The organism is Segatella sinensis (genome assembly GCF_040095255.1).
GTDB classification, from domain to species: Bacteria; Bacteroidota; Bacteroidia; order Bacteroidales; family Bacteroidaceae; genus Prevotella; species Prevotella sinensis.
The window spans coordinates 34,232-47,861 of sequence record NZ_JBBNGE010000027.1; the positions used below are offsets into that span (position 1 = coordinate 34,232).

General features: G+C 45.1%; 12 protein-coding genes. 9 read left to right on the forward strand and 3 right to left on the reverse strand.

Annotation, left to right across the window (positions count from 1 at the left end; translation table 11 throughout):
* Positions 1-23: 23 nt before the first annotated feature.
* Positions 24-701 carry a tRNA (guanosine(37)-N1)-methyltransferase TrmD gene (trmD, locus tag AAAT87_RS08925; RefSeq protein WP_089543570.1) on the reverse strand — a complete coding sequence of 226 codons (678 nt, stop codon included), beginning with the start codon at positions 699-701 and terminating at the stop codon, positions 24-26.
* Positions 702-1,060: 359 nt separating this feature from the next.
* On the opposite strand from trmD, the gene AAAT87_RS08930 reads away from it, so the two are divergent.
* From AAAT87_RS08930 to AAAT87_RS08940, 3 genes are all read left to right on the forward strand, one after another.
* Positions 1,061-3,319 carry an aconitate hydratase gene (locus tag AAAT87_RS08930; RefSeq protein WP_349226225.1) on the forward strand — a complete coding sequence of 753 codons (2,259 nt, stop codon included), beginning with the start codon at positions 1,061-1,063 and terminating at the stop codon, positions 3,317-3,319.
* Between the two features lie 5 nt (positions 3,320-3,324).
* Positions 3,325-4,671, forward strand: coding sequence for a citrate/2-methylcitrate synthase (locus tag AAAT87_RS08935; RefSeq protein WP_295023427.1), 1,347 nt, complete (start codon positions 3,325-3,327; stop codon positions 4,669-4,671).
* Between the two features lie 372 nt (positions 4,672-5,043).
* On the forward strand, positions 5,044-5,406 hold the full coding sequence (locus AAAT87_RS08940) for a hypothetical protein (RefSeq protein WP_295023425.1): 363 nt from the start codon (positions 5,044-5,046) through the stop codon (positions 5,404-5,406).
* Positions 5,407-5,453: 47 nt separating this feature from the next.
* Here the strand turns inward: AAAT87_RS08940 and hemW are convergent, their stop codons facing one another.
* Complete coding sequence (gene hemW, locus AAAT87_RS08945) at positions 5,454-6,644, reverse strand: radical SAM family heme chaperone HemW (RefSeq protein ID WP_295023424.1); 1,191 nt, start codon at positions 6,642-6,644, stop codon at positions 5,454-5,456.
* 264 nt (positions 6,645-6,908) lie between these two features.
* On the opposite strand from hemW, the gene AAAT87_RS08950 reads away from it, so the two are divergent.
* From AAAT87_RS08950 to rprY, 3 genes are all read left to right on the forward strand, one after another.
* Positions 6,909-9,071 (forward strand): elongation factor G2, encoded by a 2,163-nt coding sequence (locus tag AAAT87_RS08950; protein WP_295023422.1) that lies wholly within the window; start codon positions 6,909-6,911, stop codon positions 9,069-9,071.
* A gap of 247 nt (positions 9,072-9,318) precedes the next feature.
* On the forward strand, positions 9,319-10,878 hold the full coding sequence (locus tag AAAT87_RS08955; RefSeq protein ID WP_295023420.1) for a sensor histidine kinase: 1,560 nt from the start codon (positions 9,319-9,321) through the stop codon (positions 10,876-10,878).
* Positions 10,879-10,923: 45 nt separating this feature from the next.
* Positions 10,924-11,622: a response regulator transcription factor RprY gene (gene rprY / locus AAAT87_RS08960; protein ID WP_295023418.1), complete on the forward strand. Its 699-nt coding sequence runs from the start codon at positions 10,924-10,926 to the stop codon at positions 11,620-11,622.
* A gap of 155 nt (positions 11,623-11,777) precedes the next feature.
* Here the strand turns inward: rprY and AAAT87_RS08965 are convergent, their stop codons facing one another.
* Positions 11,778-11,966, reverse strand: coding sequence for a hypothetical protein (locus tag AAAT87_RS08965; RefSeq protein WP_089543578.1), 189 nt, complete (start codon positions 11,964-11,966; stop codon positions 11,778-11,780).
* Positions 11,967-12,140: 174 nt separating this feature from the next.
* Here AAAT87_RS08965 and rpsF point away from each other — a divergent pair, with 174 nt between their 5' ends.
* Genes rpsF through rplI form a run of 3 tightly spaced genes read left to right on the forward strand, consistent with a single transcriptional unit; the run spans position 12,141 to position 13,295 of the window.
* Entirely contained in the window at positions 12,141-12,485 is a 345-nt protein-coding gene (gene rpsF, locus AAAT87_RS08970; protein ID WP_006847398.1) for a 30S ribosomal protein S6, read from the forward strand.
* Between the two features lie 2 nt (positions 12,486-12,487).
* On the forward strand, positions 12,488-12,757 hold the full coding sequence (gene rpsR / locus AAAT87_RS08975) for a 30S ribosomal protein S18 (RefSeq protein WP_006847399.1): 270 nt from the start codon (positions 12,488-12,490) through the stop codon (positions 12,755-12,757).
* Positions 12,758-12,776: 19 nt separating this feature from the next.
* The gene (rplI, locus tag AAAT87_RS08980) at positions 12,777-13,295 is read left to right on the forward strand and encodes a 50S ribosomal protein L9 (protein WP_089543579.1); all 519 of its coding nucleotides are present in this window, start codon (positions 12,777-12,779) and stop codon (positions 13,293-13,295) included.
* Positions 13,296-13,630 lie beyond the last annotated feature (335 nt).

Here is a 13,630-nt window from a genome sequence, read left to right on the forward strand (position 1 = left end):
TCCTGCAGATTGGCTTTAGCCTATTATTCTTTAAGCAAGTCGGGTCTTAATCGCTTGGTTCGTTCCATTGCCTGGTCAAACTCCCACTGGCGGATTTTTGCTTCATTGCCGCTAAGCAGGATTTCAGGAACCTTCCAACCCTTGTAGTCTGAAGGACGGGTGTAGATAGGAGCTGACAGAATGTCGTCTTGGAAGCAGTCGGAGAGGGCACTTTGTTCATCGCTGATGACTCCTGGTACGAGGCGGATTACCGCATCTGAAATAATAGCTGCTGCCAGTTCGCCGCCCGTGAGCACATAATCACCTACGCTGATTTCTCTGGTAATAAGATGATCGCGCACGCGCTGATCGATTCCCTTGTAGTGACCGCAGAGGATGATGAGGTTTCCACCCAGCGACATTTCGTTGGCTATCTTCTGGTTGAAGGTCTCGCCATCCGGAGATACATAGATGACGTCATCGTAGTCACGCTCTGCCTTCAGGGCAGTGATGCATCGGTCTATTGGTTCGCATTGCATCACCATTCCGGCGCTTCCTCCGTATGGATAGTCGTCCACTCGTTTCCATTTATCTAATGTATAGTCGCGCAAGTTGTGGAGATGGATCTCTGCGAGGCCCTTCTTCTGCGCACGTGCCAGGATAGATTCATTGAAGAATCCCTCCAGCATCTCTGGTAATACTGTAATAATGTCTATTCTCATAACATCTGCAAAGATAATAAATAATGTGTATAGCGCCAAATGTTTTATCGTTTTTCTTTTTCTTCTGCAATTGTTTTCTTATTTTCTGATGCTTTTACTATTGTTTTCTTGCCTTTCTTGTATTTTTACTTTGAATTCTTTATTTATAGTGGAAAAATACCATTCTTACGCATAAATATGCAACAAATTCATCAAGAATCAAGAAAAATGCTAGCAAAATGATAAATTTTCAATAAAATGTGCTACTATTTGCAGAAAAAGTCGTATATTTGCAAACAAAAAAGTTCGGTAGTGCGTATTATGCTGTTGTATGGTGTGCGCACACGAATGTATAGTTAATCAAATAATTAGTGAATAAGATGATACTGGACATTGAAATGCTGAGAAGCTTTTATGCTTCGTATTCGGAAAGTGTAAAACAGGCTAAGGCTACTGTGAAACGACCTCTCACTTATGCCGAGAAGGTGCTTTTTGCGCATCTTTTCGACCCTGCTGAGTTGCGCCCATATAAAAGAGGTATAGAATATGTGGATTTCCGACCTAACCGCGTGGCGATGCAGGATGCTACCGCTCAGATGGCGCTCTTGCAGTTTATGAACGCAGGTAAGGATAAAGTGGCTGTTCCTGCTTCAGTACATTGCGATCACTTGATTCGTGCAGACGTGGGTGCTACTCAAGACCTTCCTGAAGCATGTAAGACCAACAAGGAGGTATATGATTTCTTGAAGTCGGTATCTCAGAAATATCACATCGGGTTCTGGGGACCAGGAGCTGGTATCATCCACCAGGTGGTACTCGAGAACTATGCCTTCCCAGGCGGTATGATGGTGGGTACAGATTCCCATACTCCAAATGCCGGCGGTCTCGGTATGGTAGCCGTGGGCGTTGGTGGTGCCGATGCCGTGGATGTGCTCACTGGTCAGCCTTGGGAACTCAAGATGCCTCGCCTCATCGGTGTGCATCTCACGGGTAAGCTCTCTGGCTGGGCTACTCCAAAGGATGTGATTCTCGAAATCTTGGGCATTCTCACTGTGAAGGGTGGTACCAATGCCATCCTCGAATACTTTGGCGATGGCCTCGACGGCATCTCTACCACGGGTAAGGCTACCATCTGTAACATGGGTGCAGAGCTGGGTGCTACCTGCTCCATCTTCCCATTTGACCAGAATGCCAGCGAATATCTCCGCAAGACGGGTCGTGAGGAGATTGCTTCCCTTGCCCAGAAGAATGCAGCCGAGCTTCGTGCTGATGATGAGGTGCTTGCCAATCCATCTGCCTTCTACGACCAGATTGTAGAAATCGACCTCTCTAAGGTGGAGCCACATCTCAATGGTCCGTTTACTCCAGATGCGGCAACCCCTATCTCTCACATGAAGGCGCAGGGGCCTGCCAACGATTATCCTATGGTAGTAGAAGTAGGATTGGTAGGTAGCTGTACCAACTCTTCCTATCAGGATTTGGCCCGTGCGGCAAGTGTGGCACGCCAGGCTTACGAGAAGGGCATCCAGGTAAAGGGGCAGCTCATCATCAACCCTGGTTCTGAGCAGATTCGCTATACTGCCGAGCGTGATGGCATCCTCGATGACTTCAAGAAGATTGGAGCCTTGATCATGACCAATGCTTGCGGTCCTTGCATCGGACAGTGGAAGCGTCATACCGACGATAACACCCGCAAGAATGCCATCGTCACCTCTTTCAATAGAAACTTCCGCCGTCGTGCTGATGGCAACCCTAATACATTTGCCTTCATCGGTAGCCCTGAGCTCACCGTGGCACTCACCATTGCCGGCCGCCTGGATTTCAATCCTGCCACCGATACCTTATCAGATAAGGATGGCAACAGCGTGAAGCTCGATGCGCCTGCTGGTTTCACCTTCCCTCCTAAGGGATTTGCCGTAGAAGACAAGGGCTTCATCGCTCCTAGCGAAGCAAATGCTAACATTGAGGTGGTAATTGCTCCAGATAGCAACCGCCTGCAGAAATTGGCTCCATTCGCTCCTTGGGATGGAAAGGACCTGGTAGATATGCCTCTCCTCATCAAGACCGAGGGCAAGTGTACCACCGACCATATCTCAATGGCTGGTCCATGGTTGAAGTTCCGCGGACATCTTCAGAATATCTCTGATAACCTGCTGATGGGTGCCGTCAACGCCTTCAATGGCGAGAGCAACAAGGTGAAGAACCAGTTGGATGGCAAGTATGTGGAGGTTTCTACCGCAGCCAAGGCTTACAAGGCGCAGGGCATCAGCAGCATCGTGGTGGCTGAGGATAACTACGGTGAAGGCTCATCTCGTGAGCATGCAGCCATGGAGCCTCGTTTCCTGAACGTGAAGGTGATTCTTGCCAAGAGTTTCGCCCGTATCCACGAAACCAACCTTAAGAAGCAGGGTATGCTCGCCCTTACATTCTGCAATAAGGATGATTATAATAAGGTACAGGAAGACGACCGCATCTCACTCACCGGTTTGAAGGAGTTAGCTCCAGGTTCTAAACTCACTGTCATCTTGAAGCATAAGGATGGTTCTGAGGATAGTTTCGAGGTAGAGCATACTTATAATGATACACAGATTGCATGGTTCAAGGCTGGTTCTGCATTGAACTTTGCAGCAAAGAAGTAACAGTTATGAATAAAGAATATTTGATATATAAATTAAGCGATGAGGTAAAGAACTCATGCAAGATAGATAAGGATGCATTCTCCAAGTTCAACGTAAAGCGTGGACTTCGTAATGAGGATGGCTCTGGTGTGCTGGTAGGATTGACCAACATAGGTAACGTTGTGGGTTACGAGCGCGATGAGAATGGCAAGCTGAAGCCTACCGAGGGTAAGCTCTATTATCGTGGCTACGAGCTTGACGACCTCGTTACTCCTCTTCTGAAGGAGAAGCGATTCGGATTTGAGGAGGTTGCCTTCCTGCTCCTTTCCGGTCAGCTGCCGGATAAGGAGGAGCTGGAGGCTTTCAAGGAACTCCTGAACGACAACATGCCGCTCGACCACCGTACCATTACTCACATCATCGAGCTGGAGGGTTCTAACATCATGAACATCCTGGCTCGTTGCGTGCTCGAAATGTACACCTTCGATCCGAACCCTGATGATATCAGCCGCGACAACCTGATGCGTCAGAGTGTGGAGCTGATTGCGAAGTTCCCAACCATCATCGCCTATGCATACAACATTTATCGTCACTCTGTACAGGGCAGAAGCTTGCACATTCGCCATCCACGCGAGAATCTCTCTATCGCAGAGAACTTCCTCTATATGATGAAGCATGAGAACTACTCAGAGTTGGATGCGCGTATGCTCGATCTGCTCCTCATCATCCAGGCAGAGCATGGTGGTGGTAACAACTCTACCTTTACGGTGCGTGTTACTTCTTCTACCCGCACGGATACCTACAGCTCCATCGCTGCCGGTATCGGTAGCTTGAAGGGTCCTCTTCATGGTGGTGCCAACATCAAGGTTATCAATATGTTCCATCATCTGAAGGAGGCTATCAAGGATTGGACCAATATCAACGAACTCGATATCTACCTGAAGCGTATGCTCAACAAGGAGGCTTATGATAAGACGGGTCTTATCTATGGTATCGGCCATGCGGTTTATACCTTGAGCGATCCTCGTGCCGTAGAGTTGAAGCGACTGGCTGGCGAGCTTGCCAAGGAGAAGGGTAGAGAGGATGAGTACAACTTCCTGAAGCTTATCGAGCAGGAGGGTATCAAGTGCCTGCAGGAACATCGTGGCGGCAGCAAGCCTGCCTGTGCCAACCTCGACTTCTATAGTGGTTTCATCTATGAGATGATTGGTCTTCCTCAGGAGATTTATACTCCTATCTTTGCTATGGCCCGTATCGTGGGTTGGACTGCCCATCGCATCGAAGAACTCAACTTCGAGGGTCGCCGCATTATTCGTCCTGCTTACAAGAATATTCTGGGTGAGTTGGATTATACTCCATTGGGTGAGAGATAAAAAATACATCAAATAATAAATACATAGTATTTAAAAAGGGCAATGCTTCTATGAGTATTGCCCTTTTATTTGGTGTGTACAGGGGGAATATGCTTTTCTTTTTGGCTGTAGTCTTTTTTTCGATACTAAATAGCGTGTCTTGTTTTAAAAACGGCTTTAAAAAAATATTTTAGTAAAATATAGTTAAGAAAATAATGTTTGGAGATAAATATTTGCGGATTACAGATAAATGTAGTATCTTTGTCGACGAATTGCATGAAATGCAAGACTACAATAGTAAATTGTTATAATAAATAAGAGTATAAGAGAATAGGTGATGTCTGTAGATAGCCTATTAGACTGGTACCTAAATAAGAGGAGTAATAAAAGTTAATGGAAAAAGAATTTGAAGAGTATTGGAGCGCACACAGCAAGAGAATGCTTTTGAATGCTCCTGGCAACCTGCGGCAGGAATACCTGGAATCAACGAAATTAGATACGCCTATGGATTGGGTGTGTTATATCCTTCCCGTGGCTGCAGGTATTCTCATTCAACCTCATGTCAATCTGAAGAGTGAGGTGCTGTCTTGGGCCATTATTTTATTGATAGTGGTAGTACTGTTTGTTTTTTTGCAGATGGTAAAGCCTTTTTTTCAGAAAAAGAAGTCAACCATTCAGGCAATTGATCAAATTAAACAGTATTACTACGAAAGATATAAGAAATATGGTCTGGATAAAATGGAGCCTTGGAATTAAGGCTCCATTTTTTTATGCGATTATGTGGTCTTATGCCATCATATATTTTATACGATCATAAAGTCGCTCATGATGTCATCTGATATATAAAGACCTTGATGGGTAAGTGATAGCTTCCCGTTGCTTATCTTCATGAGTCCTCTATGAATATGCTTCTCTGCTTCCTGCATCATCTGAGAAGCTAATTGGTCACCAAACTCTTTTCCCATTTTTTCTAAATCAATACCGTCGCTTGTCCGTAATGCCGTGGTAATAAGGTCATTGTATCTAGTAGAAAGATCCAGAGATTCGCTTTCACTAGGCAATTCTCCCTTTTGGATGGAAGCGATGTATTCTCTGATGTTGTCCACATTCCAGCTTCTGGTGGCTTCAATCTTGTTTTCTTCACCTCTTTTAGTCTTTCGTCTGTAGGAGTGGGCGGCTGCACCTATTCCGATATAGGGCACTTCATGCCAATAGCTGCTGTTGTGGCGTGATCGGTAGCCTGGCTTGGCAAAATTGCTTATTTCGTAGTGCTCGTATCCGGCAGAGGTGAGTTGGGTGATGAGTAGCTCATACATCTGTCGGCTGGTTTCCTCATCGATTTCCTCTATCTTTCCCTGTTCCTGCATTCTGTAGAGAGTCGTTCCTTCTTCGTACATCAAGCTGTAGGCAGAAACGTGTTCTACCCCCAGTTTGATAGCTTCATCAATGTCTTTTTTCCAGTCTTCCAGAGTTTCGCCAGAAAATCCGAACATCAGGTCGATGCTGATGTTGTGGATGTCGATGCCACGCAACCTTTTGATGGCAGCCTTGACATCTGCAGCCTTGTGGCGGCGGTGAAGGAAGCCCAGGCGATGGTCTGAAAAAGTCTGTGCTCCCATGCTTACCCTGTTTACGGGCAGCTGCAGGAGAGTCTTGCAGAATTCTTCTGAGACATCATCGGGGTTGCATTCCATCGTGATTTCCATTTTTGAGAATTCTTCTTCCGGATGGTTTGGAGGGAAATAAGCCTCCTTGATACCTTCGAAAAGGTGGATGAGCTGATCGTGGGTAAGCTGGCTGGGAGTTCCACCCCCCAGGTAGATGGTTTTTAAACTGTAATCGTAATCAGTTGCCGTTTTGAAGGGGCGCATCTTCATTTCCTTGCACAGAGCATCAACGTAATCATCCCGCATGCTGAGGGATGTGGTGCTGTAGAAACCGCAGTAGATGCAGCGGCTCTCACAGAATGGGATATGTATGTATAGTCCTGCCATGTTTTTTAAAGTCTGAATTCCTAATCGGCATTTCTGGCTTTAGTCTTATCTTTTTCTATATATAATAAGGTATAAGCCTAGAAGTATGTCTTAACAAGATGCAAAATTACTAATATAATTTAATTTAGAGCAAGTTTTTTGTGAAAAAATTTGCAGGATTGCCGAAAAATGTGTAATTTAGTAGCACGAAACAGAAAAATCGTATGATTGGACTGTCGAATAACTAGCAATTTTAAGTATAACCCTTAAAAATCTATAAGCGTCATGAGAGTATATCAGACTAATGAGATTAAAAACATTGCATTGCTGGGCAGTGCGGGTAGCGGCAAGACTACACTTGCCGAGAGTATGTTATTTGAAGCAGGCGTTATCAAGCGTAGAGGCTCTGTAGAAGCGAAGAATACGGTGAGCGACTACTTCCCAGTAGAGTTGGAGTATGGCTACTCAGTGTTCCCTACCGTTTTTCATGTGGAGTGGAACAATAAGAAGCTTAATATTATAGATTGTCCTGGTAGCGACGATTTCGTAGGTGGTGCCATTACATCACTCAACGTTACCGATCAGGCAGTCATCCTTATCAATGGTCAGTATGGTCCAGAGGTAGGCACCCAGAACAACTTCCGTTATACAGAGAAGTTGAACAAGCCTGTTATTTTCCTCGTTAACCAGCTTGACTCAGACAAGTGCGATTTCGACAACCTCATTGCTACCATGAAGGACATTTATGGTTCCAAGTGTGTGCAGATACAATATCCTATCGAGACAGGTTCTGGTTTCAATGCTCTCATTGACGTGTTATTGATGAAAAAATATTCCTGGAAACCAGAAGGCGGTGCTCCTATCATCGAGGATATTCCTGAGGAGGAAATGGACAAGGCAATGGAACTTCATGCTGCACTCGTTGAGGCTGCTGCCGAAAACGACGAGGGCTTGATGGAGAAATTCTTCGAGAGTGAAAGCTTGACAGAGGATGAACTTCGTGAGGGTATCCGCAAGGGATTGGTAACTCGCAGCATCTTCCCTGTATTCTGCGTTTGCGCAGGCAAGTCTATGGGCGTTCACCGCCTGATGGAGTTCTTGGGCAACGTTGTTCCTTTCGTAAGCGAGATGCCTAAGGTGCATAATACCCGTGGTGAGGAAATTACTCCTGATACCAATGGTCCTGAGAGTGTTTACTTCTTCAAGACAGGCTTGGAACCACATATCGGTGAGGTAAGTTACTTCAAGGTGATGAGTGGTTCTATCAAGAGTGGTGACGACCTGACCAATTCTGACCGTGGTTCCAAGGAGCGTATCGGACAGATTTATGCCTGTGCGGGTGCCAACCGTGTGCCTGTAGATCAGTTGAATGCTGGTGATATCGGTTGTACCGTGAAGATGAAGGACGTGAAGACGGGCAATACCTTGAATGGAAAGGGTGCTGAGTGGCGCTTCGATTTCATCAAGTATCCTAATCCTAAGTACTCTCGTGCCATCAAGGCTGTCAATGCCCAGGATACAGAGAAGCTGATGGCTGCTCTTCTCAAGATGCGCCAGGAAGACCCTACATGGGTTGTGGATCAGAGCAAGGAGTTGCGCCAGGTGATCGTACGAGGCCAGGGTGAGTTCCACCTCCGTACATTGAAGTGGCGTCTGGAGAACAACGAAAAGCTTAATGTAGTCTTCGAGGAGCCTCGCATCCCATATCGTGAGACCATTACCAAGAAGGCTCGTGCCGACTATCGTCATAAGAAGCAGAGTGGTGGTGCTGGTCAGTTTGGTGAGGTTCACCTCATCGTTGAGCCATACGCAGAGGGTATGCCAGATCCGACATCATTCACCTTCAACGGTCAGGAGTTCAAGATGAACATCAAGAGCCGCGAAGAAGTTTCGCTGGAGTGGGGTGGCAAGTTGGTATTCCTCAACTCTGTGGTTGGTGGAGCTATCGATGCCCGTTTCATGCCGGCTATCCTGAAGGGTATCATGGATTGTATGGAGCATGGACCTCTGACAGGTTCTTACGCCCGCGATGTCCGCGTTATCGTGTATGATGGAAAGATGCACCCGGTAGATAGCAATGAGTTGTCATTTATGCTGGCTGCCCGCCGTGCTTTCAGCGATGCCTTCAAGCAGGCAGGTCCAAAGATTCTGGAGCCTATCTATGATCTGGAGGTTTACGTGCCAGCCGACTATATGGGTGATGTGATGAGTGATCTTCAGGGACGCCGTGCCCTTATCATGGGTATGGATTCTGAGGCTGGTTACCAGAAGTTGAGTGCCAAGATTCCACTCAAGGAGCTTGCCAACTATTCTATCTCCCTCAGCTCGCTTACCGGTGGTCGTGCTTCGTTCACCACCAAGTTTGCCAGCTACGAGTTGGTTCCTACCGATATCCAGAGCAAGCTAATTGCCGATCATGAGGCTGAACTGGCTAAGGAGGCAGAATAGAGTAAAAAAGATATTTCATCTTTATGATAAAATTGTTGTTTGAAATATAACTTCGAATTATCTCTCTTATATAAATTAAAATTTTATGTTGATATGACCAATGGGGAGCCTGCATGTGATATGTCGGCTCTCTTTTATTTTTATATATGCAATTATAACCATTTATTTTTGTTAATTTGAGCAAATTGAAATGAAATAATTAACTGTTTTGTGTTAACCAATTAAGAAATTTCCTATCTTTGCCCCTATGAAAAAGAAAACGATTTGGACCATAGCCATTATTATGGGCTTTTCGTTCCTTGCGCTGCTCTTTCTGCAGCTCAGTTACATCCAGGAGATGGTGAACATGAAGAAGGAACAGTTTGACGAGTCGGTCAACAGAGCCCTATATCAAGCTTCAAGAAACTTGGAGCTGAATGAAACTTTGCGCTATCTTGAAAAGGATGTCAATGAGACAGAACGCAAGGCTAGTAAGAAGGATTCTGTGGGAACCCGCAGCGGTCAGCTGGATGGAACTATCCAGCACTCTCATCAGTATTCTGTGGTAGGCAAGGATGGTACGGTCTATTCATCCTTCGAGTTGAAGACCATTGCAACCAATCCTGCCAACAAGCCGAAGGCGATGATTCTGCGCAGCGACAAGAACTCGCTTAATGAGACTCAGAAGTCCTTGCAGGAGATTGTAAAGAATCGCTATGTGTATCAGAAAGCGTTGCTCGACGAAGTGGTTTATTCCATTCTCTACTCGGCATCCGATAAACCGTTGAAGGAACGAATCAACTTCAAGCAGTTGGATCAGGATCTCAAGGCAGAGATGATGAACAATGGAATCAATATCCCTTATCACTTTACGGTAACAACCCAGGATGGCAGGGAGGTGTACCGTTGTCCGGATTATACCGACGAGGGTGAGGAATACAGCTATTCGCAGGTACTCTTCCGCAACGACCCGCAGTCGAAGATGGGAGTTGTAAAGGTTCACTTCCCAGATATGAACAGCTACATCTTCTCCAGTGTGCGCTTCATGATTCCTAGTGTCATCTTTACGCTGGTATTGCTCATCACCTTTATTTTCACCATCGTGGTCATCTTCCGACAGAAGCGATATACGGAGATCAAGAATGACTTCATCAACAATATGACCCATGAGTTGAAGACGCCTATTGCCAGCATCAGTCTGGCGGCACAGATGCTCAACGACCCATCGGTTTCCAAGAGCGAGCAGATGCAGAAGCATCTGGGTGGTGTGATAGATGATGAATCGAAGCGACTCCGTTTCCTGGTAGAAAAGGTGTTGCAGATGAGTATGTTCGACCGCAAGAAGGCGGTGTTCAAGAAGAAGGAGCTCGATCTGAATGAAATCGTTGAAAATGCGGCTCATTCCTTCTCACTCCGGGTAGAACATACGGGTGGAAAGATATATGTGGATATCGAGGCGATAGACTCTACGCTCTATGTGGATGAGGTTCATTTCCAGAATGTGATTTTCAATCTGATGGACAATGCCGTGAAGTATCGTAAACCCGAAGAGCCTCTGTTTATCACGATGAAGACATGGAATGATGAACATCATCTGTATCTCTCTATCAATGATACGGGCTTGGGTATGAAGAAGGAGAACCTGAAGAAGATCTTCGACAAGTTCTACCGCGTACATACGGGCAATGTGCATGATGTGAAGGGCTTCGGTCTCGGTCTCGCCTATGTGAGGAAAATCGTGGAATTGCATGGTGGAGAAATCAAGGTTGACAGCGAATTGGGCAAGGGTACTACCTTTACCATCAAGCTGCCGGTGATACATGATTAAAAGACAATGATAAATAGAATATTAACAAGTAAAAATAATAAGAATATGGAAGAGACAGTAAAAATCCTGCTTTGCGAGGATGATGAGAATTTGGGTATGTTGCTTCGTGAGTATCTGCAGACCAAGGGCTTTGCTACAACATTGTGCCCTGACGGTGAGGCTGGCTTCAAGGAGTTCACCAAGAACAAGTATGATATTGCCGTACTCGATGTGATGATGCCTAAGAAGGATGGCTTTACCCTGGCTCAGGAGATTCGCCAGCAGACGGCAGATCTGCCAATCGTATTCCTTACTGCCAAGACTTTGAAGGAGGATATTCTGGAAGGCTTCAAGATAGGTGCTGACGATTATATCACCAAGCCTTTCTCTATGGAGGAGCTGGTGTTCCGTGTAGAGGCTATCCTTCGCCGTGTACGTGGCAAGAAGACCAAGGAATCTACCATGTACCACATCGGTAAGTTTACCTTCGATACACAGAAGCAGCTGCTTACCATCGGTGATGAGCAGACCAAGCTTACTACTAAGGAGAATGAGCTTCTTGCTCTTCTCTGTGCTCATGCCAACGAGATTCTTCAGCGTGATTTCGCATTGAAGAGCATCTGGATCGACGACAACTACTTCAATGCGCGCTCTATGGATGTGTATATCACCAAGCTCCGCAAGCATCTGAAGGAAGATCCGCAGATTGAGATTATCAATATCCATGGTAAGGGCTACAAGCTCATCGTTCCGGATATGGATTAGGAATATGGATTGACAGAAAAGCTGTAAACTGTATAAAGCAGTAGAAAGCTATCTATGGAAAAAGAGAAAAGGGATAAGTTTGCAGAAAACCTATCCCTTTTTTTCTTTCATTTCTGAATCGTCTTATCTGAAACATCATGTCCAGGTTCCGTTTCTTATCCCTTCTTCAGCGAATAGACAAATCCGGCAATGCCAGCTAGGATGAAGAACAGACCTGCAAACAGCATGATGTTGTTCTTGATGGCAAAGGCGAAGCTTGCCGCAAGCAGCAGAACGCCCAAAACGATGAAGGTCATACCCATGGAAGGGAGGGTATGGAGCGATTTTTTGAGTCTTTTATCCATATTTTCTTGCAATTAACAATTATTTTCTGCAAAAGTACAAAAAATATTTGGTTAATTCAAGAAAAAGTTGTAATTTTGCACCGCAATTTGTGAAAAGGTGTGTGTTTACGCGCACATTTCTATGTTTTGCAAGAGAATTTTAATATTAATTTTTTAATTATTTACAAAAGTAGTATGAATCAATACGAAACCGTTTTCATTTTGACTCCCGTTTTGTCTGATGAACAGATGAAGGAAACGGTCGCTAAGTTCGAGAAGGTACTCACCGATAATGGTGCTGAGATTCTGAACAAAGAGGCTTGGGGTTTGAAGAAGTTGGCTTACAACATCGAGAAGAAGACATCAGGCTTCTACAGCTTGGTTGAGTTCAAGGCTGAGCCAACTGTTATCGCTAAGCTCGAAACAGCTTATCGCCGCGACGAGAAAGTAATTCGTTACATGACTGTTAAACTTGACAAGTATGCTGCCGCTTACGCAGAGAAGCGTCGTGCAAAGCTTGGTAAAAAAGAGGAGGCTTAATCATGGCAGATCAGAAATCAGAAATCCGTTATTTGACCGCTCCTTCTATCGACACAAAGAAGAAGAAGTATTGCCGTTTCAAGAAGAGCGGTATTAAGTACATCGACTATAAGGACCCAGAGTTCTTGAAGAAGTTCTTGAACGAGCAGGGTAAGATCCTTCCACGTCGTATCACAGGTACATCTTTGAAGTATCAGCGCCGCGTGGCACAGGCTGTTAAGCGTGCTCGCCAGATCGCTTTGCTTCCTTACGTAACCGATTTGATGAAGTAATTTAAGGAGGAGAAGAAGAATGGAAATTATTTTGAAGCAAGATATTATCGGTCTTGGATACAAGAACGATATCGTAAATGTAAAGAGTGGTTATGGTCGTAACTTCCTTATCCCTACAGGTAAGGCTGTTATCGCTTCTCCATCTGCTAAGAAGCAGTTGGCTGAGGATTTGAAGCAGCAGGCTCACAAGCTTGAGGCTATCAAGGCTGAGGCTGTTAAGAAGGGCGAGGCTCTCAATGGCATCGTTCTTACTATTGCTGCTAAGGTTAGTGCTACTGGTCAGCTCTACGGTTCAGTTAATGCTGCAACTGTTGCTGAGGAGCTCGCTAAGAAGGGCATCGAGGTTGATCGCAAGATCATCACTATGAAGGATGCTAAGAAGGTAGGCGAGTACGAGGCTACTGTACACTATCACAAGGAGGTTGAGGTTAAGGTTCCAGTTAACGTTGTTGCTGAGAACGCTCCTGTTGCAGCTCCTGCTGCTGAGGAGGTTGCAGCTGAGGCTGTAGCAGAGGAAGAGGCTCCAGCAGCTGAGTAATCCTCAATAATATAATCTCAAATCGACACAAGTACGAAAATTTTCGCACTGTAAAGCAAATTAATATAAAGATCCCTTTTGCCGAAAGGCATTAGGGATTTTTTGTTTCTGTATTCCGATATCAGGGTAAAATCGTATAATAGAGTGGTAATTTAGTACATATATAACTTTATTTTAGCTTATTCTCTCCCGATTCTCAGAAAAATATTGTATCTTTGCAGCCGAATTCATGGAATTCGCTTATAAAGAAGAAATTATTAAGTAACTGTTCAAAATTAATTTTATAAATATGAATAATTCACGAATAAGTTCGTACCCACAGACGCCAAGGCCAT

Bases quoted from the DNA above. Each gene is read 5' to 3' on its own strand.
- AAAT87_RS08930 (WP_349226225.1), top strand. From the start codon at position 1,061: ATGATACTGGACATTGAAATGCTGAGAAGCTTTTATGCTTCGTATTCG.
- AAAT87_RS08965 (WP_089543578.1), bottom strand. From the start codon at position 11,966: ATGGATAAAAGACTCAAAAAATCGCTCCATACCCTCCCTTCCATGGGT.
- AAAT87_RS08950 (WP_295023422.1), top strand. From the start codon at position 6,909: ATGAGAGTATATCAGACTAATGAGATTAAAAACATTGCATTGCTGGGC.
- rpsF (WP_006847398.1), top strand. From the start codon at position 12,141: ATGAATCAATACGAAACCGTTTTCATTTTGACTCCCGTTTTGTCTGAT.
- AAAT87_RS08935 (WP_295023427.1), top strand. From the start codon at position 3,325: ATGAATAAAGAATATTTGATATATAAATTAAGCGATGAGGTAAAGAAC.
- rplI (WP_089543579.1), top strand. From the start codon at position 12,777: ATGGAAATTATTTTGAAGCAAGATATTATCGGTCTTGGATACAAGAAC.
- AAAT87_RS08940 (WP_295023425.1), top strand. From the start codon at position 5,044: ATGGAAAAAGAATTTGAAGAGTATTGGAGCGCACACAGCAAGAGAATG.
- trmD (WP_089543570.1), bottom strand. From the start codon at position 701: ATGAGAATAGACATTATTACAGTATTACCAGAGATGCTGGAGGGATTC.
- hemW (WP_295023424.1), bottom strand. From the start codon at position 6,644: ATGGCAGGACTATACATACATATCCCATTCTGTGAGAGCCGCTGCATC.
- rpsR (WP_006847399.1), top strand. From the start codon at position 12,488: ATGGCAGATCAGAAATCAGAAATCCGTTATTTGACCGCTCCTTCTATC.
- AAAT87_RS08955 (WP_295023420.1), top strand. From the start codon at position 9,319: ATGAAAAAGAAAACGATTTGGACCATAGCCATTATTATGGGCTTTTCG.
- rprY (WP_295023418.1), top strand. From the start codon at position 10,924: ATGGAAGAGACAGTAAAAATCCTGCTTTGCGAGGATGATGAGAATTTG.